This is a genomic window from Aeromonas sp. CD (assembly GCF_033349375.1).
Lineage (GTDB): Bacteria > Pseudomonadota > Gammaproteobacteria > Enterobacterales > Aeromonadaceae > Aeromonas > Aeromonas hydrophila.
Map to the genome: position 1 here is coordinate 1,037,277 of NZ_CP137631.1, position 22,461 is coordinate 1,059,737.

The following is a 22,461-nucleotide window of genomic DNA, read 5'->3' on the forward strand; positions in this document are numbered from 1 at the left end:
CGTTTGCCCCGGAGTTTGCATGACCAGCCTGCCCTCAGCCCCGCCTCTGGCGGCCACCCTCGCCGCCATGGGGCTGGCACCTGCCATCGGTGAGCCGCTTGCCGCCCGCCAGCCTCGTTTGACCTTGCTGCCGGGTCAGCCGCTGCTGGCCCAGGGGGCGATGCAGGAGTCGGCTTTCTACATCGAGCGGGGCATCGCCCGCGCCTGCCATTACAATCGGGACGGGCAGGAGCGCTGCAAGGAGTTCTACTTCGAAGGGGAGCTCTGTTTGCTCTACGACAGCTGGCTCACGGGGTCGCCTGCCCGCTACCAGCTGGAGGCCGTCACGGCGCTGCAACTGGTGCGGGTACCGCTCGCCCTGCTGGATGAGCCCGCCTGGCAGCCGGTCTGCATGGCCCTGCTGCGCCAGCAGCTGTGCTACAAGGAGCGCAAGGAGGCCTTCTTGCTGCTCCACTCCCCCGAAGAGCGCTACCGGGAGCTCTGCCGCTCCTTCCCCCACTGGCCGGCGCGGCTCACCCAGGTGCAGCTCGCCAACTACATCGGCATCAGCCCGGTCACCCTGTCGCGGATCCGCCGGCGCATTAACACGGGTTAATGCCGCGCTTTGTCCATCCCCGCCATGCTGGACCCCTCGAACAAGCCTGGAGTGGGGATGATGTCGCTGTTTTTGTGGTCACAACTGGTGGTGAGCCTGGCGCTGCTGCTGGATCTGCTGTCGTTTCAGCTGCGGACGCGCCGGGCCATTCTGGCCTGCCTGGCGCTCTCCTGCGCCCTCAATGGCGCCCATTTCGCGCTGCTGGGACAAGCGTCGGCCGCCCTGCTGCTCTGGCTGGCGAGCCTGCGCTTCGTGGTCAGCATGCTGGCCACACGCCGACTCTTGATGTGGCTCTTTATGGGGTTGTCCTGCCTCGCGGTGCTCGCCACCTATCAGGGGCCACTCGCCCTGTTAGGGTTGCTGGCCAGTCTGCTGCAGACCCGGGCTGCGTTTTGCCTAGATGATCGCCTGCTGCGGCGCTGGATGCTGCTGGGCACCCTCTGTTGGCTGGCCAACAACCTGTTGGTGGGGTCACCCGTGGCGGCGCTGATGGAGGGGCTGTTTCTGGTCAGCAATCTGGTGGGCTACTACCGCCACTATGGGCGCAGGGCATGTCCGGGGCGTTGATATCGGCTGCGGGAGAGAGAGTGGGCCAAGTCCCGCCTGATAGGGATTACCAAGAAAAGAAGCCGCCATCGTGGTGGCCTCTTGGGTGCATCAGGCTTTGTTGAAGCCGTTGATGAGCGCTTGTGCGTAATCGATGACGAACTGCTGGCAGTGGATGGCGGTCTGCGGATCGAACTCTTCGTCGTGCAGATCGGTGTTGGAGAGCACCCGGATACCGACGACAAATGCCGCCTTGTTGGCCCGGCTGCCACTGCGGTGTATCAGGCTTTGTTGAAGCCGTTGATGAGCGCCTTTGCGTAATCGATGACGAACTGCTGGCAGTGGATGGCGGTCTGCGGATCGAACTCCTCACCGTGCAGATCGGTGTTGGAGAGCACCCGGATCCCGACGAAGGGCACCTTGTAGGCCTCGGCTACCAGGGCGGCGGAGGAGGTCTCCATCTCTTCTGCTGCCGTGTTGTAGGTCTGGTGCAGCCAGTTTATGCGGGCGATCTGGCGGTTCCACTCGTCGGCGGTTCCTATGATGCCGGGGACCACCCGACCGTGACGATAACGCTCGGCCATGCCGAGGGCGCGGCCGACCAGCTCGGGATCGCCGGCAAAGGAGGAGTGTTCCACCAGCTTGCCGTTGTCACGCAGGCGCATGGTGACCTCGAAGTTGTGCCATTTGCTCGGGTCAACGCCTTGCTCGGCGGGCGTCAGGTCACTGCGGTAGGCCCCCATGTTGAAGCTCTTGGTGCCGATGACGATGTCGCCCCGGCGCAGCGCCGGATCGTGGCCACCCGCCGTGCCCTGATTGATGACGAGGCGCGGCCGGAAGCGCTCCATGGCGAGGGTGGTGGCCGCGGCGGCATTGGCCAGTCCCACCTCGGTGCGGGAGACGACCACCGGATAGCCCGAGAGGGTGCCCTGCCAGTAGGTCCAGGCGCCTACGGTCAGCTCTTGCTTGTCCTTGAGGGCGGCCACCAGGGTCTCGACTTCGACATCCATCGCCCCCTGGATCAGGATGGGGGCGGGAGCCGGCTTGGCCGCCACGACGGCGGAGGAGCAGAGGGCAAACAGGGTGAGCAGGCGCGAGCAGCGTTTGATGAAATTCATGGATTACCTGTAGAACGTGCGAGAAAGCGCCGGATCCTACCGAAAGGCAAACGATTGCGCAAATGCGGGTGTGATTTTTGTCAATAGCGGGCCGGCAGTGCGCCGGGTTCAGGGCTGCTTGTGGCCGGCGAAGTAGAGCACCCGCCGCACATATTGCTGGGTCTCCTGATAGGGGGGGATACCGCCATACTGCTCTACCGATTTTTCGCCAGCGTTGTAGGCCGCCGACATCAGGGTCCAGTTGCCATCGAAATGGGTGTGCAACCACTTGAGATAGGCCACGCCGCCCTTGATGTTCTGCTCCGGATCGAAGGGGCGGGTCACCCCGAAGCGCTGCTGGGTCTCGGGAATGAGCTGCATCAGCCCCTGGGCATTCTTGGGGGAGACTGCGCGGCTGTCGAGGTTGGATTCGGCGATGGCGATGGCCAGCACCAGCCGCTCGTCGATGCGGTGGCGCTTGGCAGCGTGGCGCAGCATGGTGGCCAGCTTCTGCTTGGCGGGCGACTGGCGGGCCAGATAGGCCTCCAGATTGAAGGGGGTGGTGGGGATGGCGGCGAAGTAGCCGCCGGCTCCGCCGACGCCGCTGCCGCACTGATCCCCCATCACGGCATTGCCGACCCGGCTGTTGTAGTAGCGGGCGGCCTGCTGGTTGCCAAGGCGGATCGCCATGGCCAGGTAGGCGTTGGCCATGCGGGGGTTGCGAACCGAGCCCGGGCCGGTGGCGAGCAGGCGGCCGATGCGAAAATACCCTTCCGGGTTACCCGTGGTGGCAGCGGCGCAGTAGAAGTGGATGGCCTGGGTCAGGTTGCCCTGACTCTGTGCCTGCTGACCTTGCTTCAGTGCGCTGAGCGCCTTGGGCGCCTGTCTGAAATCCCTGCTTTGCGCCGCTGCCTGCCCGGTGCCGGCCAGCAACAGCGATAAAAAAAGCAGCAAAAACAGCCTGTTTTCGCTGGAACTCGACATGGATTCTCTCCTGTTGGGGTACAGAAGATATAGGGGAACATGGCCTGTTCTGCCATTAATCCAGTGGATCCTGTTGTTATGGATCCGGGTATCCAGAGATCAAAACGGTATGGAACCAATGACGGAGGCTGGTGCGGCAGGGGTTGGCGACGGCTCATAAGGATCGCCGCCAACAAAGGGGTTGCTAGATAAGCTGCCCCTGGCCAGGCTCGCCACCATCGCCACCATCGCCACCATCGGCACCATCGGCACCATCGGCACCATCGGCACCATCGGCACCATCGGTACCATCGGTACCATCGGCACCATCGGCACCATCGGCCCCATCGGCCCCATCGGCCCCATCGGCCCCATCGATACCGTCAGTGCCATCAATACCATCAGCACCGTCCATGCCGTCGGCACTGGCGCTGCCATCGCTGCCATCGCTGCCCGGTTCCGGGAGCCACTGGCCATTGTCCGCCGGCGGGCAGTCATCACCGGCCGGGCAGGGAGTGCGGGCCTGCAGCGGGGCGCCATGCAGGCAGCCAAGCAGCAATAGCAGAGAATAGAGGGGACGAGTCGGTTTCATGGAATTGACCAGGCATAAACAAGGAGAGAAGAGAAGGGCCTTGCTGGCCCCTCAGACGTCGAGGTGATAGGGCTGCTCGTCCGGCTCGGCGGCGGGCAGCTGGCGATACATCAGGCGAATTTCGCTCACTACCCAGAGTGAGAGCAGGCCGAGCAGGCTCAGCAGCGGCGCCAGGGTGTGGCTCTGTTGTAGTCCGTAGGCAGACAGGGCGGCGCCCAGCAACAGCAGAATACGGATCATGAGGTGACTCCTTCTCATCATGGTGAGGGGGCGGATGCGTGCCCGTGTGGCACCAAGTGTGGCCAGTATACCCCAGCTGGTGCCCGGCAAACCGCCATCCGCTTCACATCCCCATCCTAAGGACGGAAGTGAAGGCAGTGAAGCGCCATCCACTTCAGATTTCCATCCTAAGGGCGAGGTGGAGGTAGTGAAGCGCCATCCGCTTCAGATTTCCATCCTAAGGAGGGAGGCGGCGAAGCGCCATCCGCTCCAGATTTCCACCCTAAGGGCTGAAGTGGAGGCAGTGAAGCGCCATCCGCTTCAGATTTCCATCCTAAGGAGGGAGGCGGCGAAGTGCCATCCGATTAACTCATCAATCCGCGGTCGGCCGGTTCATCTGCGCGCTCATGGTGTCGATGAAGTGGCGGATCGCCACCGCGGCCGGCTGGCCGTCGCCGGGCGGGGCGTAAAGCACGCAGAGATCGGCGGGGATCGCCTGCTCGAGCCGGATGAAGCGCACGTGGGGCCACTTCTGGCGGGCGTAGCTGGCCGGCACCAGCGCCACCTGCAGGCTGGTGGCCACCACCGCCATCAGGGTGTTGGGTTCGACCACCTCTTGGTTGAGATGGGGGTAGAAGCCCTCCACCAGACAGGCGTTGATGATGAGGTCGGTAGAGGAGGAGTTGGCGCGGCTCATCAGCACGAACGGCTCCCCCGCCAGCTCGGGCAGGGAGACCAGCTTGCGATCCCGCAGCGGATGCTCGTCCGACACCACCAGCACCATGGACTCGCGATAGATGGTTTCGGCCAGCAGCGGATGGATGTTGACGGTGTCGGCGAAGCGGGCGAGGCCGAGGTCTATCTCCTTGCGCGCAAGCGCCTGTTTCTGCCGCTCGGGGGAGAGCTCGGTGAAGGTGATCTCGAACTCGGGGTGACGCTGGTGGCACTGGCGGATCACCTCACCAAAGCCGGCCCAGAAGATGGAGCTGACCAGCCCGATGCGGATCTGGTTGCGCTCCATGCGCCCCGCCTGCACCACCCGGTTGAGGCCGCTTTCCAGTACGTCGAACAGCAGGGTGCACTCGGCCTGCAGCAGCCTCCCGGTGGCGGTGAGGCTCACCTGGCGGGTGTGGCGCTCGAACAGCGCCAGCCCCAGCAGGGATTCGAGTTCCTTTATCTGGGCGCTGAGCGGCGACTTGGAGACATTGAGCTGCAGGGCGGCCCGGCTGAAATGCCCCTGGCTGGCCACCGCATGGAAGTAGCGCAGCATCTTGAGGGTGACGCGATCGCGCCAGTGACTGTCGAGGGCCAAGCGACCTCCTTCGGTGGCTGATTGAGGGCCGGGTGCGATCCCCGTCAAAGTTTGCGCGACCGGTGCGTGCGGCAGCAGGGCCGCTGCGCGGCGGATGGTCGATCCGGCTCACACCTTTGCCGGTCCGTTTTGACCGTGGCGGGACTGGCTGGCGGCAAAACGGGGCCAATCAGCGCCATTCATGCCAGTTCCTTTGGTTTTCAGCCATCTCCCGGCGGGAAATTGTGCTGAAAATCAGGATAGTCAGGCCGATTTTAGCGATTTTTATCGCCCAATACCTCCCCTAGAGTGAGCGCCATGTCCCATTTACAGCCTCAAGAGGTGCAGCTCATGCAACAAGATCCGGTACTCAACGCCGTCGCCACCATTCTCGCCCGCAAGCCGGGTTTCGCCCCCCGTGCCGCCATGATCCTGGGCTCCGGCCTCGGCGTGCTGGCCGATGCGCTGGAGGAGAAGGTCACCATTCCCTACGAGGAGCTGGACGGCTTCCCGGTCAGTACGGTGGCCGGCCACAGCGGCGAGCTGGTGCTCGGCAAGCTGCACGGGGTGGATGTGGTCTGCATGAAGGGGCGTGGCCACTACTACGAACACGAAACCATGAAGGTGATGACAACCCCGGTGCGCACCTTCAAGCGGCTGGGCTGCGAGCTGCTGCTGGTGACCAATGCGGCCGGCTCGCTGCGCCCGGAGCGGATCGGGGTCGGCTCCCTGGTCATCTTCAACGATCACATCAACACCATGCCGGGCACCCCCATGACGGGCGCCAATGACGAGGCCTACGGCCCGCGCTTCTTCAGCCTGGCCAATGCCTATGACAAGGGGTTGCGCAGCGAGGCGCTGGCGCTGGCCGAGCGGGAGGGGATCACCGTCAATCAGGGGGTGTTCGTCTCCTACAGCGGCCCCTGCTTCGAGACCGCGGCCGAGATCCGCATGATGCAGATCATCGGGGGTGACGTGGTGGGGATGTCGGTGGTGCCAGAAGTGGTCAGTGCCGCCCACTGCGCGCTGCCGGTGCTGGCCATCTGCGCCATCACCAACATGGCGGAGGGGCTTGGCGACGTGCAGCTCTCCCACGAGCAGACCCTCAAGTGCGCCAAGCTGGCGGAAACGGATTTCATCCGCCTCATCAACGCCTTTATCAAGCACCACTTCCAGTAAGCAGGGAACGACCAGGAGGTCAGTTATGTTTGCAGCAGGATTTCTCGGTATGGCGGCGCTGATCCTCATCGCCGTGCTCGCATCGACCAACCGCAGGGCCATTCGCCTGCGCACCGTGGGACTGGCGCTGGCCTTGCAGGTCGCCATCGGTGCTCTGGTGCTCTATGTACCGCTGGGGCGCCGGGCGCTGGAGGGGATGGCTCACGGGGTCGACGCCGTGTTGGCGAGCGGCAAGGCGGGCATCCACTTCCTGTTTGGCAACCTGGTCAACTTCTCGGTGGATGGCATCGGCTTCGTGTTTGCCCTCAACGTGCTGCCGCTGGTGGTGTTCTTCTCGGCGCTGATCGCCGTGCTCTACTACCTCGGCATCATGCAGCTGGTGATCCGCTTCATCGGCGGCGCCATGGCGCGGCTGCTCGGCACTTCCCAGACCGAATCCATGTCGGCGGTGGCCAACGTCTTCGTCGGCCAGAGTGAGGCGCCGCTGGTGGTCAAACCCTACATGCCCAAGATGAGCGATTCGGAGTTCTTCGCCGTCATGTGCGGCGGCATGGCCTCGGTCTCCGGCACCGTGCTGGCGGGCTACGCCATGATGGGTGTGGACATGCAGTACCTGCTGGCCGCCTCCTTCATGGCGGCGCCGGGCGGGATCCTGTTTGCCAAGCTGATCATTCCCGAAACCAGCCAGCCGGACTATGTGTTCGACAACAGCATCCAGTTTGACGGCAAGAAGCCGGAGAACGTGCTGGCGGCGGCAGGCGAGGGGGCCAGCAGCGGCCTCAAGCTGGCGGCGGCCATCGGCGCCATGCTGATCGCCATGATCGGGCTGGTGACTCTGGTCAACACCCTGCTGGGCGGGGTGGGGGAGATGGTGGGCATGCCGCTCTCCCTCGAGCTCATCCTGGGCTGGATCTTCTCGCCGCTCGCCTTCCTGCTCGGGGTACCGCTGGCGGACATCGGCATCGCTGGCGCCATGATCGGCAAGAAGCTGGTAGTGAACGAGTTCGTGGCCTACAGCGACCTCTCCCCCTACCTGAAAGACGCCAGCACTGTGACTGCCGCCGGCCTGCAGGTGCTGGAGGAGAAGTCCAAGGTGATCATCAGCTTCGCCCTGTGCGGCTTTGCCAACCTGGCCTCCATGGGGATCCTGATCGGTGGTCTCGGCACCCTCTGTCCCTCCCGCACCGACTTCATCGCCCGCTACGGCCTGCGTACCGTGCTGGCTGCCACCTGTTCCAACCTGATGAGCGCCGCCATCGCCGGGATCTTCTTCTCCCTGGCCTGAGCGTCCCATCCCTTGTTCCGGGGCGCTGCGGCGCCCCTTTCTTATCCCGACAGGAGCCTTCCATGATTCCAGCTACTGCTTTTTCACCAGCCTGCGCCGCCACCGAGTCCGCCAGCCGGGCCATCCGCTTGATGGATCTCACCAGCCTCAACGACGATGACCACGACGCGCGCATCATCGCCCTCTGTCACCAGGCGCAGACCCCGGTCGGCAACACCGCTGCGGTCTGCATCTATCCGCGCTTCGTGGGGCTGGCCAGGCTCACCCTGGCGGCACAGGGCACCCCCGAAATCAAGGTCGCCACCGTGGTCAACTTCCCCCACGGCGACGATGAGTTAGATGTCGTGCTGGCCGAGACCCGCGCAGCCCTCCTTGCTGGCGCCGACGAGATCGATCTGGTGATCCCCTGGCGTGCGCTCAAGGCAGGGGACGAGGCGCCCGCCCGGGCGCTGGTGCGCGGCTGCAAGGCATTGTGCGGGCCGCGGCTGCTCAAGGTGATCATCGAATCCGGCGAGCTGCAGGAACCCGCGCTTATCCGTGCCGCCTCCCTGCTTGCCATCGAGGAGGGGGCCGACTTCATCAAGACCTCCACCGGCAAGGTGCCGGTCAATGCCACCCCCGAGGCGTGCCGCACCATGCTGGCAGCCATCGCCGAGTGCGGCGCACAGCACCGGGTGGGCTTCAAGGCGGCAGGCGGGGTAAAAAGCGCGCAGGAGGCGGCGGAGTATCTGGCCATGGCGGCCGCACTCTTTGGCGATGAGTGGCTGGTTGCCGAGCGCTTTCGCTTCGGCGCCTCCAGCCTGCTCGGCCAGTTGCTGGCCACTATCGAGGGCAAGAAGCCGGTTGCTGCCGACGGCAGTTATTGAATCATTCCCATCCAGTGCGGCGCCCGGCAGGGCGCCCCTTTGCACAGGTGCATGCCATGTCCCATCCCCGTTTTCATTTCGTGCAGGCCCACGGCAAGGTGCTGCTGTTCACCCTGCTCATCAGCCTCTCCTTTCCCATCGGCAGCGCCCTCACCGCGGTGCTGGACCCGCTGGTGGTCACCTGGGCGCGCTACCTGCTGGCGGCGCTCACCTTCGTGATTCTGCTGGCTTGCCAGCGCCGTCTGGTGCTGCCTTCGCTGCGGGATCTGGGGCGTTATACCCTCATCTCGCTGCCGGCCCTCTGCTACTTCGTCGCCATGTTCGTGGCGCTGCAGGAGACCAGCGCCCTCGATGCCAGCGCGCTCTACACCACGGTGCCCCTCATCAGCGCGCTGGCCAGCATGCTTGTACTGCAGCGTCGCATCGGCTGGTCGATGGCGTTCGCCCTGCTGGGGGGCATGGTGGCGGCCGCTCTCATCATCTTTCGCGGCGAACTGAGCCAGCTGGCGAGCCTGAGCCTCACTCCCAGCAACCGCATCTACCTGCTCGGCTGCGTGGGGATGGCGCTTAACCCCATACTGGTGAAGCGCTACTACCGGGGCGAGTCGTTTGCCCACCTCACCTGCTGGACCCTGATCTGCGCCACCCTGCTGCTCACCCTGGTGGCGGCGCCGCGGCTGCTGACAACCGACTGGCAGCAGGTGTCGCTGCCGCTCTGGCTCGGCCTTGCCTATCTGGCGCTGTTTGCCACGGCGCTCAGCTTCTTTTTGTTTCAGCAGGGGAGCGTGGTGCTGCAGCCGGAGCAGGTCTCGGCCTACACCTACCTGATCCCGGTGCTGGTGCTGTTGACCGGCATGCTGAGCGGGGAGGAGGTGATCTGGCGGCAGGTGGGCTGGGGCGTACTCGGCGTGCTGCTGACCATGGCGGTCATGGTGCTGGTGCCCGCTCGGCAGGCACGCCGTGCCTGAATGGGTCAGCGGGCGGGCTGGTAGTAGTCGAGATACCAGCGCACGAACGCGGCGACCCCTTCCTTGATGGAGGTGGCGGGGCGCAGGCCGGTGAGGGTGTGGAGGGGCTCGCTGTCGGCCCAGGTGGCGTGCATGTCGCCCGCCTGCATCGGCAGCATCCGCTTGATGGCGGGCTTGTCCAGCGCCTGTTCCAGCGCCTCGATGAAGTCGAGCAGCCGCACCGGCTGGCCATGACCGATGTTGAGGATGCGGTAAGGCGCGGCGCTCTCGGCCGGGCTCTGCTCGCCGGCATGCCAGTGAGGGTTGGGGCGGGGCGGCAGCTCGGCGACGGCGAGGATCCCCTCGACGATGTCGTCGATGAAGGTGAAGTCGCGGCTGAGATCGCCCTGGTTGTAGACGTCGATGGGCTCGCCCGCCAGGATGGCGCGGGTGAACTTGGCGATGGCCATGTCGGGCCGGCCCCAGGGGCCGTAGACGGTGAAAAAGCGCAGCCCCGTGGTGGGCAGGCCGTAGAGCGCCGAGTAGGCGTGGGCCATCAGCTCGCCACTCTTCTTGGTGGCGGCATAGAGGGAGACCGGGTGGTCCACCTGCTGATCGGCACTGAACGGCAGCTGCTCGCCCATGCCGTAGACCGAGCTGGAGGAGGCGTAGATCAGATGCCGGATGCCGTGTTGGCGGCACCCCTCCAGCACCGTCAGCATGCCGGTGAGGTTGCTCTCGCTGTAGGCAAACGGGTTTTCCAGCGAGTGGCGCACCCCCGCCTGAGCGCCCAGGTGGATCACCCGCTCGAACCGCCCCTCGGCAAACAGGGTGGCCATGCCGGCCCGATCCGCCAGCTCGCCTTGCACGAAGCGAAAATGGGGGAAGGGGGTCAGCATCGCCAGGCGGGCCTCCTTGAGGCTCACCTCGTAGTAGTCGTTGAGGTTGTCCAGCCCCACCACCTGATGACCCGCCTCGCACAGCCGTCTGGCCACGTGAAAACCGATAAAGCCGGCGGCGCCGGTGACCAGATACTTCATGATTGGGGTCCTGTGCAGATCATGGGGCTCCTGACGGTGATGGGAAAAGGGGCTGCGCGCTTTGTAGCAGAGCCGGCGCGTCTGTGCCATGGCAAACCGCCGGTGTCGGCGCAGCAGGGGCGGCTCAGGCGCGGCATGCTGCATCTTGGTGCAGCGGCTGTCAATGGAGAATGACAGGCACCAAAACGGGGCGTGGGCGGCGACTATTGTGATCATGGTCGCAAAAAATAGACTGAACCCCATAACGAAGCCCTGCGGACAGGGCTCGCGCCCGCCAGACGGGCAACAGACACTCTTTCACTTCGCTATTGGATACCGGTTATGGACAACACCCCTGGCTCGGCGCACTCCGTTCGTACTGCGCACCCCCTCTATGAAGACGTCATCGCCCTGCTGACCGCGGCCGGCTTCGTCTCCCTCGGCATCTTTCTGTTTCATCAGGTTGGTCTGCTGACCGGTGGCACCGCCGGGCTGGCGCTGCTGCTGCAGCAGGTGACGGGGCTGAGCTTCGGCCTGCTGTTCTTCGGCATGAACCTGCCCTTCTATGCCCTGGCCTGGCTCAGGATGGGGCCGCGCTTCACCCTCAACACCTTCGTCTCGGTGGCGGCGGTCTCCTTCATGACGGATCACCTCAACGCCGTGCTGCAAATCGGCAAGATTGAGCCGGTCTACGCGGCACTGATCGGCGGCACCCTGATCGGCATGGGGCTGCTCATCATGTTCCGCCACAAATCGAGTCTGGGCGGCTTCAACATCCTGGCGCTGTTTATCCAGGATCGGTTCGGCATCCGCGCCGGCAAGCTGCAAATGGGGCTGGATTGCACCATCGTCATCGCCTCTTTCTTCGTGGTGCAGCCCTGGATCCTGGCGCTCTCGGTGGTGGCGGCCATCATCTGTAACCTGGTGTTGACACTCAACCACAAGCCGGGCCGCTATCAGATCGCTTGACGAGTAAAGAATCATATGAGGCTGCTTGGCTGGCGATTAGCCCGCCACGCCTTGCAAACAAACAGAGCGCCTGATGGCGCTCTGTTGCTATCTGCCGCACGGCCATCACCGCATCACACCACCATGGGCAGCCCGCTTTCGGGGTGGAGGATCACCTGGGCCGGGTAGTCGTAGAGCCGGTCGATGAGATCAGGCGTCAGCACCTCGCGCGGGGTGCCGTCGGCCATCACTCTGCCCTGTTCCAGCATCACCAGTCGGTCGGCGTAACGGGCCGCCAGATTGAGGTCGTGCAGCACCACCAGCACGGCGGTATGGCGGGCGGCGAGGGCGCGCGCCATGGTGAGCAGCTGGTGTTGGTACTTGAGATCGAGCGCCGAGGTGGGTTCGTCGAGCAGCAGCAGCCGCGCTTGCTGCGGTTCGTCCGGTGCCTGCCAGATCTGGGCCAGCACCCGGGCGAACTGCACCCGCTGGCGCTCCCCGCCGGAGAGGCCGGGATAGAGCCGGCCGGCCAGGTGATCGACCCCGGCATGGGTCATGGCGGCCCCGACTATCTCGTCACGCCGGCTGGCCGGTTCGCTGTGGGGCAGCCGGCCCATGGCCACCACCTCCTCGCACAGGAAGGGGAAATTCAGGGACGAGCTCTGCGGCAGCACCCCGACCCGATGGGCCAACTCGGTGCCGGCCCACTCCTGCCGCTCCCGGCCAAACAGGCGGATCTCCCCCTGATGTTCCAGCTCGCCGGTGAGGCATTTGAGCAGCGAGCTCTTGCCGGCGCCGTTGGGGCCGAGCAGGGCGGTGAGGCTGCCCGCCTGCAGGCTGAGGTCGAGCCTGTCCAGGATGGGGCGGCCGCCCCGGCTGAGGCTGAGCTGGCGACAGTGCAGCAGGGTCGATGAAGCAGACAATAGGAGTCCTCCGGTTAAAGCGTCCGGCGGCCCTTGACCAGCAGCCAGATGAAGAAGGGGGCGCCCAGCAGGGCGGTGATGATGCCGACCGGCATCTCGGCCGGCGCCAGCAGGGTGCGGGCCAGCATGTCGGCGCCCAGCAGCAGGGCGGCCCCGAGCAGGGCGGAGAGCGGCAGCAGCCGGACGTGGTTGGGGCCGGCCAGCAGCCGCACCAGGTGGGGCACCACCAGGCCGACGAAACCGATCATGCCGGCCACCGCCACCGCTACGCCGACCCCGGCGGCGGTGAGCAGGATCAGCCGCCGCTTGAGGGACTGCACCTGGATGCCGAGGTGGCGGGCCTCCCCTTCACCCAGCAGCAGGGCGTTGAGGGGGTTGGCATCGCGCAAGAACAGAATGAGCAGGGCCACCAGGGTCAGCAGCGCCAGCGCCACGTCCACCGGCTTGCCCGCTGCCAGCGATCCCATCTGCCACAGGCTCAGGTTGCGCAGCATCTGATCGTCGGCGAGATAGGTGAGCAGGCCGATCACGGCGCCGGACAGCGCGGTGACGGCCACCCCGGCCAGCAGCATCACAGTGACCGAGGTGCCACCTTCCCGGGTGCCGAGCAGATAGACGAGGGTGGTGGTCAGCGCTCCGCCGAGGAAGGCTAGCAGGGGCAGCAGGCCGATGCCGAGCAGGCTCTGCCACTGCTGGCCGAGGGGGGCCAGCAGCACGATGGCCAGCGCCGCGCCGAGCGCCGCGCCGCCGGAGACCCCGATGATGCCAGGGTCGGCCAGGGGGTTGCGAAACAGCCCCTGCATCACGGCGCCGCAGAGGCCGAGAATCCCCCCCACCGCGATGCAGAGCAGGGTACGCGGCAGGCGGATCTCCTGCACGATCAGCAGCTTGTGAGCCTCAATCCCGCTCCCTTGGCCGGCGAACAGGGCTTGCAGGCTCTCGCCAAAAGAGAGGGCCATGGGGCCGGTGGCCAAGGATCCGACCAGCAGCAGCGCCAGTGCGCCGCCGGTGAGGCACAGCAGCCAGGGCAGTGGCAGACGCATCATGAACCCAGCTTGATCCACTTGGCGATCTGGCTGGCCTGCTGCAGCGAGGTGAGGCTGAGCCCCCCTTGCAGGGCGTGACCGTCGATGGCGTGGATGGCCCTGTTCTTGCCGGCCGGGGTGGCGGAAAGGGCGGGCACCTGGCTCAGCACGGTTTCAGGATCCTGATACTGCTGCCAGTCGCGGCCGCTCACCAGCACCAGATCGGGCTGCAGCTCGATCAGGGATTCGGTAGAGACTGGCTTGTAGTCTTGCAGCTGGGCCACCGGGTTGACGCCGCCGGCCAGGGTGAGCAGGGCGCTGGCTGTGGTGTTGCCGCCGGCGATACTGGTGGGCTGGCCCTTGTGCAGCAGCAGGAAGACCACCTTGAGCGGCTTGTTCTGCTTGGCCTGGGCGGCCAGCTGTTCGCTCTGGGCCTGGATCTCGGCCTTCAGGCGGGAGCCGGCGGCCGGGTCCTTGAGCAGGGTGGCCAGGGTATCGATGCGCTGGTTGAGGTTGGCGAGGGTAGGGGCGGTGGGCAGCACGTCCACCTCGACCCCGGCTCGGCGCAGTTGCTCCAGGGCAGGCGGCGGCCCCATCTCGTCGCTGCCGACCAGCCGGGTCGGCGCCAGGCTCAGGATCCCCTCGGCGGCGAGGGCGCGGTGATAACCGACCCGCGGCAGGTTTTTCGGCTCTGGGCTGCTGATGTCGGTGGCGATGAGGTTCTGCTCACCGCCCAGCGCCAGAATGAGTTCCGTGGTGGCCGGGCCTATGCTGACGATACGTTCCTGCGCCAGAACGGGCAGGGACAGGGCTGAGCAGCCGAGCAGGCTGAGTGCGAGGGCAAAACGACGGCCCATGCTAACCTCCGAAGGGTGAATGAAGTTGGGTTGCCGCCGAGAATATCAAGCCGTCGAAAAAAATGCACTGAGAATGAAAGCGATTATCAATTGCATTGGTTTGGGGCCTTCATTACAGTATCCGCCATGACAGAACAGGGATGCCGCAGGCACCCCAAGGGAGAACCGATGAGCATTGCACAACGCATTCATGGGCTGCTGGAACAAGATCCCAGCGCTCACCCATCCACCATCGCCGCCGAGCTGGCCGTCAGCGAATGGGAGGTGGTACGCCACCTGCCGGCCGAGCTGGTCACCCTGGTGCCCACCGAGCAGGCCGAAGCCCTGCTGGCGGATCTGGCCGACTGGGGCCAGGTGACCACCATCGTCGAGTCCGACGGCTCCATCTTCGAGGTGAAGGCCCCCTTCCCCCGTGGCAAGAGCGCCCGCGGCTACTACAACCTGATGGGGCGCGACGGCGAGATGCACGGCCACCTCAAGCTCGACAACGTGGTCGGCATCGCCCTGGTCAGCAAGCTGTTCATGGGCAAGGAGGGGCACTCCTTCCAGTTCTTCGGCCACAGCGGTCGCTGCATTTTCAAGGTCTATCTGGGGCGTGACGAGCAGCGTCAGCTGCTGCCGGCCCAGGTGGAACGCTTCATGGCCCTGCGCCACCAGTATCAAGAGGAAGTCAAAGCATGAGTGAACGTCAGGAGCGTCTGCAGAACCGCCTGCAACCGGAGATCCGCGAGTTCCGCGACGGTTGCCGCACCCTGCAGCTGGCGACGGTGGACAGTGAAGGCAACCCCAATGCCAGCTATGCCCCCTTCGTGCTGCAGGAAGATGGCTACTATGTGCTCATCTCCGAGATCGCCCGCCACGCCCGCAACCTGCAACAGGTGCCCAAGGTGTCGCTGATGCTGATCGAGGACGAGAACGGGGCCCGCGAACTGTTTGCCCGCAAGCGCCTTACCTTCGATGCGGTGGCCGAAGTGGTGGCCCGCGACGACGTGCGCTGGGAGCAGGCCATTGCAGCGCTGGAAGGGCGCTTCGGCGATATCGTCAAGGGGCTCTCCAACCTCAAGGATTTCGTGCTGTTCCGGCTCAAGCCCGAGCAGGGACTGTTCGTCAAGGGCTTCGGCCAGGCGTTCCGGGTCTCCGGCGACGAGCTGGTGGATTTCGTCCATCTGGTGGAAGGGCACAAGCGCGTCGACAACGGTGCCGAGCTGACCATCCCGGCCGATGCGCCGGTCTGACCCGCGCGATCACGAACATGACAAAACGGGCAGCCCTGGGGCTGCCCGTTTTTTTATGGCCGGTGCTGCTCAGTCCTGCCAGGAGGCCTTGTTGGGGAAGGTGTCGCGGTCGGCCCGGGTGGCGGTCTCGTTGCACTCACCCCGGATCTTCCAGGAGGTCTGGCTGAGCACTATGTAGCCTTCGCGGCAGTACTTGCGCTCGGCCAGCGCCTGGGTGAGCTGGGCATCCTGCAGCGCTTCACGCCGCTCCAGCAGGCTCTTGCTGCGACTCAGGCGGCTGCCGTCATCGTCCTGCAGGCGGGTGGGCAGGGTATCGAGCGGGGCGGCTTCGAAGGTAAAGCGCTTGCTCCCCTCCTCATTGATGTGGGTCCTGAACAGGGGGGCCGGGCCATCCGGCTGGCGCCCCGGCAGGCCGGAGCAGGCGGTGATTGCCGGTAACAGCAGCGTGAAGGCAACGGCAGAGAGTAGACGCACACAAGACTCCAATCGGGTGATCGCTTCAGAGCGGGCAGATTAACATGCCGGCTCGGGTTGGGTGGCGCCGAGCAGCTCATCCGTCGTGAGCAGGGTCACGCTTCTGCCTTTTGGCAGGCTGAGGTGACGCCACATCCAGTGGTGGTGCTCGATGATCTGCTCCGCGCTCAGGTGGGGCCTGTCCGCCGTGGTGTGGGCGTCGGTCACCGCCACCACCTCGAAGCCGCGGGCGGCGGCACTGCGCAAGGTGGTGTCGACGCAAAAGTCGGTGGCACAGCCGCAGATGAGCAGCCTGTCCACCGGCTGCTCCGCCAGCAGGAAACCGAGCTCGGTGTCGAGGAAGCTGTCGCAGGCGGTCTTGCGTACCCGGCTGTCATGCCCCTGTGGGGCGAGATCGGCGTGCAGCTGCCAGCCCGGACTGGCGGGATCCACTTCGGAACCGGGGGCATCGTGCTGCACATAGATGACACGACCCTGTTCTGCCCGCACGCGCTCGGCCAATCGATTGATATTGGCGATGACCTGGCTGTCCTGATGGCGAGGCTGGGTGAACAGCCCCTGTTGCATGTCGATGACCAGTAACACATCCATATGAAATCCTTGGGCAAATGTTTGTCAGGGTGGCAGCCACTGGGCTCCTCAGACGCAAGGTCAGGGTTGCAGCCACTGGCTGCAGTCACGACTGCGGGATTGATGCAGTGCGCCCATATCTTGCTTCATTTCATCGGCATTTAGCCAGCGTTCCGGCAGGGGGGCGATGCCGACCCGCACATCGGCAATCCGGCTGGCCGCTGCTTGCCCCTCACCCGCTTGCGGCGCCGTCAGCTCCGGCACGACCAGCGCCACCTTGAGATCCGGGTTGCGGCTGGCGATGCGGCTGGCCAGCCCCAGCCCGCCCTCTACGTGGAAGTTGCCGGCGATGTGCATGATGCGTTGGCCCGGGTGGCTGCGCAGGTAATCCACCATGCTCTCGGCCATGGTGTCGTCCCAGCTGGTCTGGGCGGCAAAGCGGCGGGCGTTGCTGTCGGCATCCCCATGATGGAGCGAGGCCATGAACTTCTGGCGATAGGGATCATCGCCGAGGGTGAGGGTGCGGGCCAGCTGGCTGCGACGGTTGGCGGGCAGCTGATCGAGCCAGGCCGGCCCCTCCTGGCCGACACAGCTCACCAGCGGTTTGGGCGCATTGGCGGCGATGACCGGCAGGTGGTGCGCCTTGGCGAACTCCACCAGCGGGCGATAGTCGCTCTGGTAGTTGGGCCAGGCGTTGCCGTCACGAATGAGCGCCGCCTCGCCGATGCGACCGGCCAGGTAGGCATCCAGCACCGGCTGATCGGCGCGGCTGAACTGCTCCATGGAGAGCACCAGAGGGCGACCGTCTGCGGCCAGGCCCGCCAGCATTCTGGCCTGCAGCAGGTGCACCGCCGGATGGGTGTGCAGCTCGCCGACCAGCACTATGTCGGCATCCGCCACCCTGGCCAGGGCCTGCTCGAGGGTCAGATCGTTCCCCTGAGGGGCCTTGAGCTGATAGTGATAGAGGGTGCCGGCATCGTTGACGGGGGCCGTCGTGGCACAGGCGGCCAGCAGCAGGGGCAGGGTGAACAGAGGCAGTAATCGGGTCATGGATGTCTCGCAGCGATGAGGTGCCTGCACCATACAATGGCAGCATGGCGGGCGGGAAAACAGAGGGGCGTAGTGTAGAACCGAATTATGACAAAAGAAAATGAGAATGATTCCGTTTATTATTGATCTTTGTTGAGAGGTGGGTAAGATGCCAGCTGTTTGATAACAGTTCTCAATAAGGATTTGCAGTGGCCCATAACAACACCCTATCGCTGGTCGCCCTTGCCGTGGCAGCCGGCCTCGCTTCCCCGGTTTTTGCGGCGGACAAGAAAGCAGATGAAGTCATGGTGGTCAGTGGCTCTCGGATGGAGCAGAAACTGGAGGATGTCTCCGGCCCCATCTCGGTCATCACCGCCGAACAGATTGAAGAGCAGGTGGTGAGCAACGTCGCCGACCTGTTCCGTTACGAACCGGGCGTCACCGCCCTCGGCGGCGCCGGCGATGCCCAGACCTTCATCATTCGCGGCATGGGCGAGAACCGGGTCAAGATAGTGCGCGACGGCGTGCGCCAGAACGATGCCTACAAGAACGGCGGCGTGGGCCAGAGCTATTTCGACACCGACATGATCAAGCAGGTCGAGGTGGTCAAGGGACCGGCCTCGGCAGCCTACGGCTCCGATGCACTGGGCGGCGTCATCGCCATCACCACCAAGGATGCGGCCGATTTCCTCAAGGGTCGCGACAGCTACCTGGATGCCACCACCGGTTATGCCTCCAGCAGCCACCAGAAGATGGCCGGCGTCACCGGGGCCCTGCGCGCCGGCGCGTTCGAGAACCTGCTGCGCTACACCTGGCGTGACGGCGGGGTGACCCAGAATTACGATGGCGACAAGAACGAGTTCGACATCGTCAGCCAGGCCGTGTTGTTCAAGAGCCAGTGGAACCTGAGCGATGCCCAGTTCCTCAAGCTGACCGTCGACTACTTCAACGAGGGGCAGGACCCCGATGCCGTCGACCTCACCAAGGCGGGCTCGGTCTTCAACCAGCCGATCACCGACAAGGAGACCGACAATCTGTCGCTGGTGCTGGATCACGGCATCGCCCTGAACGCGCCCTGGGTCGATCGCATCGACAGCAAGCTCTACTACGCCCGCACCAAGCAGACCATGGATCAATACGCCTCTTCCAAATACCCGGTGCGGCCGAGCAACCCCTATGTGACCAAGAACTCGCTGGACAACAACGGTTTCGAGCAGAAGAGCCTGGGCGCCCAGCTGAAGTTCAGCAAGGCGCTGGCGAGCCAGCGGCTGGCCTGGGGTCTGGAGTATGAGCACACCGACAACGAGCGGACCCGCTTCAAGGCGCCGACCGTGCCGGGGGATTTCGTTGGCTACAACGAGTTGAGCTTCCCCTCCACCACCACCGAGCACGGCGCCCTGTGGGCGTTCGACGAGCTGAAATTCGGCGAGCGCTGGGTGCTGACGCCGGGTGCCCGCTACGACTACTATCGGATGAACCCGGATCAGGATCCCGCCTATACCGGCGAGAACCTCAAGCGCTTCTCCGAAGGGGAGTTCTCGCCCAAGCTGGGGCTGGTGTTCAAGGCGCACGAGGCGGCCAACCTGTTCGCCCAGTACAGCCATGGCTACAAGACCCCCATGTATGACAACGCCTTCTCCACCCTGAACCACCAGGCATATGGCTATCGCATCGAGCCCAACCCGAATCTCAAGCCCGAGAGCAGCGACGGCATCGATCTGGGTGTGCGCGGCAGTGCCGGCGGCTTCAGCTATGAAGTGGCCACCTTCTACAACAAGTTCGACGACTTCATCGAGCTGGCCGGGGTCGGCACCGAGGGCCGCACCGCGCTGTATCAGTATCAGAACCTGGACAAGGCGACCACCAAGGGGGCCGAGGCCAAGGCGGACTACTGGCTGAACGATCTGGTCAACGTCTGGGGCAACCTCTCCTACATCGAGGGCAAGGATGGCGACGGCAACTACATCAACAGCCTGAGCCCGCTCAAGGGGACCCTGGGTGTTCGACTGGAGCAGCCCAACTGGAACATCAACACCGCCCTGCGCTTTGCCGACGACATGAGCAAGGTGGGCAAGGATGCCAAGGGCAACGACAACATCAAGAGTGCGGGCTGGGGCGTGGTGGACATCTATGCCCAGTTCAAGCCGGTGCAGGATCTGCAGTTCAACGTGGGCGTCTTCAACTTGTTCGACAAGGAGTACGTCAACTACGAGAGCATCACCGGCCAGAGCGCCAGTGCCAGCACCAACCGCCAGACCGAGCCGGGTCGCAACCTGAGTGCACGGGTCAAGTACGTGTTCTGATGAATGCACACCACGACAAGGGGCCTGCGGGCCCCTTTTTCATGGCGGGAGCCGGGCCTCCGATGGCGGACAAAAAGGCGGCCAAAAAGAAACCCGCCGAAGGCGGGTGGAAGGATTGCAACACTAACCAGGAGGAGGTGTTACCCAATAGACACCGGCCTTGCGCCAATAGTTCAATTTTATTGATGTTTTTCATTATTATCTGTGCGGCGTCCCACCCGGGATCGCAGGATCCCCACCGGCAAATCGGTTATCATTTGTGCCCCATCTTCCCCCTTGCCGAGGATCTATGCCCGCCTTCTCCTGGTTAGCCCTGTTTTTTGGTGCTTTCTACTTCGTCTATGGTGCCTATCTGCCGTTCTGGTCGCTCTGGCTGGAGGGGATCGGGGTCAGCGCCGAGATGATCGGCCTGCTGCTCGGTGCGGGCATGGCGATCCGCTTTGCCGGCAATCTGATGGTGATGGGACAGATCAAGGGGGCGGGGCACCTGCTGCCGGTCACCCGCTTGCTCTGCCTGCTCAGCCTGCTGGCCTTCCTCGGCTTTTACCTCAGTCACAACCTCTGGTGGCTGGTGGGGCTGACCCTGGTGGCGAACTTCATCTACCCGACCCTGATGCCGGTGGGGGAGGCGCTGGCCACCCGCATGGTGGTGCAGGCGCACCTCGACTATGGCAAGGTGCGGCTGTGCGGCTCGTTCGCCTTCATCGTCGCCTCGACCCTGGTGGGGGCGCTGGTGGGGAATTTTGGCAGCGACTGGATACTGCACACCATGGTGGCCGGGCTGCTGCTGATGCTGCTGCTGAGCTGGCTGCCGCTGCACCCGGCGCCGCAGGACATTCAGGGCGAGCGGGCCAAGGCCTCCCTGCTCGATACCCTCAAGTCCCCCCAGGTGCGCCGCTTCCTGCTGATTTCGGCCCTGCTGCAGGGCAGCCACGCCGCCTACTACGGCTTTAGCGCCATGCACTGGAAGGCGGCGGGTTACAGCGGCACCACCATCGGTTATCTGTGGGCGCTGGGGGTGGTGGCGGAGATCGGCATGTTTGCCGCCGACAAGCGCTTTCTCAACCGCTTCGGCGCCCAGACCCTGTTTCTGGTGGGGGCGCTGGGCTGCGTGGTGCGCTGGATCCTGCTCGGTGCCTCCACCGAGCTGCTGGTGCTGGTGGCGGGTCAGCTGCTGCATGCGGTCACCTTCTGCGTCAGCCACCTCGGCGCCGTGCGCTTCATGACCCGCCAGCTGCCGGCCGAGCAGCTGATCCCGACCCAGGCGCTCTATGCGGCGCTGGGGCTCGGCATGACGGTGGCCGCCCTGATGACCCTGTGCGGCCTGCTGTTCGAACCGCTGGGGGGCGGCATCTTCTTCCTGATGGTGCTGGTGGTGCTGCCGGTGTTCGTGCTGCGCCTGCGGGAGGGCGAGCTGAAGGCCGCCTGAGTGGCCCTATCCGGTTCGCAACAACATTGATCAGCAACGAAAAAGGGGAGCCTCGGCTCCCCTTGTTGCATGGTGACGGCTGGCACGCAGGCCGTGCCGGCAGGGTCAGGACTCCTGCTCAAAGGCCAGCAGATCCCCGGGCTGGCAGCCCAGTTCGCGGCAGATCGCCTCCAGGGTAGAGAAGCGCACCGCCTTGGCATGGCCGTTTTTCAGGATGGAGAGGTTGGCCTCGGTGATGTTGACCCGCAGGGCCAGCTCGCGGGCAGTCATTTTGCGTTCGGCCAGCAGGGCATCGAGTCGGATGATGATGGGCATGGGTTCCTCACACCGTCAGTTGTTGTTCATCGGCCAGCCGCTTGGCCTCGCGCATCACCAGCGCCAGCGCCGACACGATAAGCCCGGCCAGCAGCAACTGGAAGTCCGATGAACCTATGTTGATCTGGCCGTGCAGCTCGGGGCCTGGCAGGGTGAGCACCATGTCCAGCAGCGGGGGGGTGATGATTTTGGTGACGAAACTGACACAGAGCAGCAGGCCGATCAACTGGTAGCGGCGGATCTGGCTGAAGGTGAACAGCATGGCCTGCCGATAGCCGCGAAACAGCTGGAGCAACTGCCACAGCATCAGCATGAACACCAGATCCGGCAGCAGCATCACCAGGGTGCCCAGCAGACGGGTGCCCAGGTTGAGGGGGTAGTCGGCAATCGAGGGAGTCGTGCTGGCCAGCGCCGGCTGTGCCATGGTCAGGGGGACATGGTTGAGCACCGAACTGTCTTGCACCGCTAGTGCGTCGATCAGCTCCTGCTGCAGGTAGTCGCTGCCGCCGAGCAGTTGGGACCAGACTCCCATGACTGTCATGAGCGGGGTGGCCAGCAGGGCGAACAGCAGGATCCATTCGATCAGATTGCTCATGCGTTCGAGCTTGTTGTGTTTCATCGCTTACCTCTTGGAGTGAAAGGGTGGGCCACGCGCAGCACCGGATTATCGTTTATCAATAAACATAGCTAGATGTTTATCGTTTTTCGATATTTATTCAACCGTTTTTTATTGAAAAACGATAAATTCTTGCTG

25 protein-coding genes and 1 pseudogene are annotated in these 22,461 nt (G+C 64.5%); 12 read left to right on the plus strand and 14 right to left on the minus strand.

What is annotated here, in order from left to right:
• Positions 1–19 precede the first annotated feature (19 nt).
• Together R2E40_RS04785 and R2E40_RS04790 are read left to right on the plus strand one after the other, a co-directional pair.
• Positions 20–595 carry a Crp/Fnr family transcriptional regulator gene (locus tag R2E40_RS04785; RefSeq protein WP_269384479.1) on the plus strand — a complete coding sequence of 192 codons (576 nt, stop codon included), beginning with the start codon at positions 20–22 and terminating at the stop codon, positions 593–595.
• Positions 596–652: 57 nt separating this feature from the next.
• On the plus strand, positions 653–1,162 hold the full coding sequence (locus R2E40_RS04790; protein WP_049047672.1) for a YgjV family protein: 510 nt from the start codon (positions 653–655) through the stop codon (positions 1,160–1,162).
• Positions 1,163–1,252: 90 nt separating this feature from the next.
• On the opposite strand, the pseudogene R2E40_RS04795 reads toward R2E40_RS04790, so the two are convergent.
• The 3 genes and pseudogenes from R2E40_RS04795 to R2E40_RS04805 form a co-directional block, all read right to left on the minus strand.
• Positions 1,253–1,381: pseudogene (locus R2E40_RS04795) on the minus strand (5'-methylthioadenosine nucleosidase); the annotation flags it as partial.
• A 41-nt stretch (positions 1,382–1,422) separates the two neighbouring features.
• Positions 1,423–2,259, minus strand: coding sequence for a 5'-methylthioadenosine nucleosidase (locus R2E40_RS04800; protein ID WP_318164883.1), 837 nt, complete (start codon positions 2,257–2,259; stop codon positions 1,423–1,425).
• A 108-nt stretch (positions 2,260–2,367) separates the two neighbouring features.
• Positions 2,368–3,222 carry a lytic transglycosylase domain-containing protein gene (locus R2E40_RS04805; protein ID WP_318164884.1) on the minus strand — a complete coding sequence of 285 codons (855 nt, stop codon included), beginning with the start codon at positions 3,220–3,222 and terminating at the stop codon, positions 2,368–2,370.
• Positions 3,223–3,403: 181 nt separating this feature from the next.
• Here R2E40_RS04805 and R2E40_RS04810 point away from each other — a divergent pair, with 181 nt between their 5' ends.
• Complete coding sequence (locus R2E40_RS04810) at positions 3,404–3,763, plus strand: thiocillin family RiPP (protein WP_318164885.1); 360 nt, start codon at positions 3,404–3,406, stop codon at positions 3,761–3,763.
• 81 nt (positions 3,764–3,844) lie between these two features.
• Here R2E40_RS04810 and R2E40_RS04815 read toward each other — a convergent pair whose 3' ends face one another.
• Positions 3,845–4,033 (minus strand): hypothetical protein, encoded by a 189-nt coding sequence (locus R2E40_RS04815; RefSeq protein WP_139725255.1) that lies wholly within the window; start codon positions 4,031–4,033, stop codon positions 3,845–3,847.
• Positions 4,034–4,385: 352 nt separating this feature from the next.
• Positions 4,386–5,324 carry a LysR family transcriptional regulator gene (locus R2E40_RS04820; RefSeq protein WP_113994687.1) on the minus strand — a complete coding sequence of 313 codons (939 nt, stop codon included), beginning with the start codon at positions 5,322–5,324 and terminating at the stop codon, positions 4,386–4,388.
• Between the two features lie 330 nt (positions 5,325–5,654).
• On the opposite strand from R2E40_RS04820, the gene xapA reads away from it, so the two are divergent.
• The 4 genes from xapA to R2E40_RS04840 all read left to right on the plus strand — a co-directional run bounded on the left by xapA (position 5,655) and on the right by R2E40_RS04840 (position 9,601).
• The gene (gene xapA, locus R2E40_RS04825; protein WP_269384475.1) at positions 5,655–6,482 is read left to right on the plus strand and encodes a xanthosine phosphorylase; all 828 of its coding nucleotides are present in this window, start codon (positions 5,655–5,657) and stop codon (positions 6,480–6,482) included.
• A 25-nt stretch (positions 6,483–6,507) separates the two neighbouring features.
• Positions 6,508–7,767, plus strand: a complete 1,260-nt coding sequence (locus R2E40_RS04830; protein WP_029301694.1) for a NupC/NupG family nucleoside CNT transporter — start codon at positions 6,508–6,510, stop codon at positions 7,765–7,767.
• A 62-nt stretch (positions 7,768–7,829) separates the two neighbouring features.
• The gene (gene deoC, locus R2E40_RS04835) at positions 7,830–8,633 is read left to right on the plus strand and encodes a deoxyribose-phosphate aldolase (RefSeq protein ID WP_052143491.1); all 804 of its coding nucleotides are present in this window, start codon (positions 7,830–7,832) and stop codon (positions 8,631–8,633) included.
• 56 nt (positions 8,634–8,689) lie between these two features.
• Positions 8,690–9,601, plus strand: coding sequence for a DMT family transporter (locus R2E40_RS04840; RefSeq protein WP_052143490.1), 912 nt, complete (start codon positions 8,690–8,692; stop codon positions 9,599–9,601).
• Between the two features lie 5 nt (positions 9,602–9,606).
• On the opposite strand, the gene R2E40_RS04845 is transcribed toward R2E40_RS04840, so the two are convergent.
• Positions 9,607–10,620: an NAD-dependent epimerase gene (locus R2E40_RS04845; protein ID WP_318164886.1), complete on the minus strand. Its 1,014-nt coding sequence runs from the start codon at positions 10,618–10,620 to the stop codon at positions 9,607–9,609.
• Positions 10,621–10,941: 321 nt separating this feature from the next.
• Between R2E40_RS04845 and R2E40_RS04850 the strand changes: the two genes are divergently transcribed.
• Positions 10,942–11,568, plus strand: a complete 627-nt coding sequence (locus R2E40_RS04850) for a YitT family protein (protein ID WP_011704899.1) — start codon at positions 10,942–10,944, stop codon at positions 11,566–11,568.
• Positions 11,569–11,681: 113 nt separating this feature from the next.
• On the opposite strand, the gene R2E40_RS04855 is transcribed toward R2E40_RS04850, so the two are convergent.
• Genes R2E40_RS04855 through R2E40_RS04865 form a run of 3 tightly spaced genes read right to left on the minus strand, consistent with a single transcriptional unit; the run spans position 11,682 to position 14,352 of the window.
• Complete coding sequence (locus R2E40_RS04855; RefSeq protein WP_011704900.1) at positions 11,682–12,470, minus strand: heme ABC transporter ATP-binding protein; 789 nt, start codon at positions 12,468–12,470, stop codon at positions 11,682–11,684.
• Positions 12,471–12,484: 14 nt separating this feature from the next.
• Positions 12,485–13,516: a FecCD family ABC transporter permease gene (locus R2E40_RS04860; RefSeq protein WP_162516549.1), complete on the minus strand. Its 1,032-nt coding sequence runs from the start codon at positions 13,514–13,516 to the stop codon at positions 12,485–12,487.
• On the minus strand, positions 13,513–14,352 hold the full coding sequence (locus tag R2E40_RS04865; RefSeq protein ID WP_318164887.1) for a heme/hemin ABC transporter substrate-binding protein: 840 nt from the start codon (positions 14,350–14,352) through the stop codon (positions 13,513–13,515). The genes R2E40_RS04860 and R2E40_RS04865 overlap by 4 nt, the downstream gene beginning before the upstream one ends.
• Before the next feature lie 168 nt (positions 14,353–14,520).
• Between R2E40_RS04865 and hutX the strand changes: the two genes are divergently transcribed.
• The gene (gene hutX / locus R2E40_RS04870) at positions 14,521–15,033 is read left to right on the plus strand and encodes a heme utilization cystosolic carrier protein HutX (protein WP_318164888.1); all 513 of its coding nucleotides are present in this window, start codon (positions 14,521–14,523) and stop codon (positions 15,031–15,033) included.
• Positions 15,030–15,587: a heme utilization protein HutZ gene (gene hutZ / locus R2E40_RS04875; RefSeq protein ID WP_318164889.1), complete on the plus strand. Its 558-nt coding sequence runs from the start codon at positions 15,030–15,032 to the stop codon at positions 15,585–15,587. Before hutX ends, hutZ begins: the two co-directional genes overlap by 4 nt.
• Before the next feature lie 69 nt (positions 15,588–15,656).
• On the opposite strand, the gene R2E40_RS04880 is transcribed toward hutZ, so the two are convergent.
• From R2E40_RS04880 to R2E40_RS04890, 3 genes are read right to left on the minus strand one after another with little or no spacing between them, the layout of a single operon-like run.
• Positions 15,657–16,061, minus strand: coding sequence for a lipoprotein (locus tag R2E40_RS04880; RefSeq protein WP_043159620.1), 405 nt, complete (start codon positions 16,059–16,061; stop codon positions 15,657–15,659).
• A 39-nt stretch (positions 16,062–16,100) separates the two neighbouring features.
• A complete protein-coding gene (locus R2E40_RS04885) occupies positions 16,101–16,652 on the minus strand; it encodes a cysteine hydrolase family protein (protein WP_318164890.1) in 552 nt (183 codons plus the stop codon).
• A gap of 60 nt (positions 16,653–16,712) precedes the next feature.
• Complete coding sequence (locus tag R2E40_RS04890) at positions 16,713–17,681, minus strand: ChaN family lipoprotein (RefSeq protein WP_318164891.1); 969 nt, start codon at positions 17,679–17,681, stop codon at positions 16,713–16,715.
• A gap of 188 nt (positions 17,682–17,869) precedes the next feature.
• On the opposite strand from R2E40_RS04890, the gene R2E40_RS04895 reads away from it, so the two are divergent.
• Entirely contained in the window at positions 17,870–19,963 is a 2,094-nt protein-coding gene (locus tag R2E40_RS04895; protein ID WP_318164892.1) for a TonB-dependent hemoglobin/transferrin/lactoferrin family receptor, read from the plus strand.
• A gap of 289 nt (positions 19,964–20,252) precedes the next feature.
• Positions 20,253–21,392 carry a 3-phenylpropionate MFS transporter gene (locus R2E40_RS04900; protein ID WP_011704908.1) on the plus strand — a complete coding sequence of 380 codons (1,140 nt, stop codon included), beginning with the start codon at positions 20,253–20,255 and terminating at the stop codon, positions 21,390–21,392.
• Between the two features lie 105 nt (positions 21,393–21,497).
• On the opposite strand, the gene R2E40_RS04905 is transcribed toward R2E40_RS04900, so the two are convergent.
• Positions 21,498–21,707, minus strand: a complete 210-nt coding sequence (locus R2E40_RS04905; RefSeq protein WP_011704909.1) for a helix-turn-helix domain-containing protein — start codon at positions 21,705–21,707, stop codon at positions 21,498–21,500.
• A gap of 7 nt (positions 21,708–21,714) precedes the next feature.
• Positions 21,715–22,326, minus strand: coding sequence for a DUF2975 domain-containing protein (locus R2E40_RS04910; protein ID WP_318164893.1), 612 nt, complete (start codon positions 22,324–22,326; stop codon positions 21,715–21,717).
• Between the last annotated feature and the right edge of the window lie 135 nt (positions 22,327–22,461).

Bases quoted from the DNA above. Each gene is read 5' to 3' on its own strand.
- R2E40_RS04860 (WP_162516549.1), bottom strand. From the start codon at position 13,516: ATGATGCGTCTGCCACTGCCCTGGCTGCTGTGCCTCACCGGCGGCGCA.
- R2E40_RS04845 (WP_318164886.1), bottom strand. From the start codon at position 10,620: ATGAAGTATCTGGTCACCGGCGCCGCCGGCTTTATCGGTTTTCACGTG.
- R2E40_RS04800 (WP_318164883.1), bottom strand. From the start codon at position 2,259: ATGAATTTCATCAAACGCTGCTCGCGCCTGCTCACCCTGTTTGCCCTC.
- hutX (WP_318164888.1), top strand. From the start codon at position 14,521: ATGAGCATTGCACAACGCATTCATGGGCTGCTGGAACAAGATCCCAGC.
- hutZ (WP_318164889.1), top strand. From the start codon at position 15,030: ATGAGTGAACGTCAGGAGCGTCTGCAGAACCGCCTGCAACCGGAGATC.
- R2E40_RS04785 (WP_269384479.1), top strand. From the start codon at position 20: ATGACCAGCCTGCCCTCAGCCCCGCCTCTGGCGGCCACCCTCGCCGCC.
- R2E40_RS04840 (WP_052143490.1), top strand. From the start codon at position 8,690: ATGTCCCATCCCCGTTTTCATTTCGTGCAGGCCCACGGCAAGGTGCTG.
- deoC (WP_052143491.1), top strand. From the start codon at position 7,830: ATGATTCCAGCTACTGCTTTTTCACCAGCCTGCGCCGCCACCGAGTCC.
- R2E40_RS04900 (WP_011704908.1), top strand. From the start codon at position 20,253: ATGCCCGCCTTCTCCTGGTTAGCCCTGTTTTTTGGTGCTTTCTACTTC.
- R2E40_RS04805 (WP_318164884.1), bottom strand. From the start codon at position 3,222: ATGTCGAGTTCCAGCGAAAACAGGCTGTTTTTGCTGCTTTTTTTATCG.
- xapA (WP_269384475.1), top strand. From the start codon at position 5,655: ATGCAACAAGATCCGGTACTCAACGCCGTCGCCACCATTCTCGCCCGC.
- R2E40_RS04910 (WP_318164893.1), bottom strand. From the start codon at position 22,326: ATGAAACACAACAAGCTCGAACGCATGAGCAATCTGATCGAATGGATC.
- R2E40_RS04905 (WP_011704909.1), bottom strand. From the start codon at position 21,707: ATGCCCATCATCATCCGACTCGATGCCCTGCTGGCCGAACGCAAAATG.
- R2E40_RS04885 (WP_318164890.1), bottom strand. From the start codon at position 16,652: ATGGATGTGTTACTGGTCATCGACATGCAACAGGGGCTGTTCACCCAG.
- R2E40_RS04850 (WP_011704899.1), top strand. From the start codon at position 10,942: ATGGACAACACCCCTGGCTCGGCGCACTCCGTTCGTACTGCGCACCCC.
- R2E40_RS04815 (WP_139725255.1), bottom strand. From the start codon at position 4,033: ATGATCCGTATTCTGCTGTTGCTGGGCGCCGCCCTGTCTGCCTACGGA.
- R2E40_RS04890 (WP_318164891.1), bottom strand. From the start codon at position 17,681: ATGACCCGATTACTGCCTCTGTTCACCCTGCCCCTGCTGCTGGCCGCC.
- R2E40_RS04830 (WP_029301694.1), top strand. From the start codon at position 6,508: ATGTTTGCAGCAGGATTTCTCGGTATGGCGGCGCTGATCCTCATCGCC.
- R2E40_RS04865 (WP_318164887.1), bottom strand. From the start codon at position 14,352: ATGGGCCGTCGTTTTGCCCTCGCACTCAGCCTGCTCGGCTGCTCAGCC.
- R2E40_RS04790 (WP_049047672.1), top strand. From the start codon at position 653: ATGATGTCGCTGTTTTTGTGGTCACAACTGGTGGTGAGCCTGGCGCTG.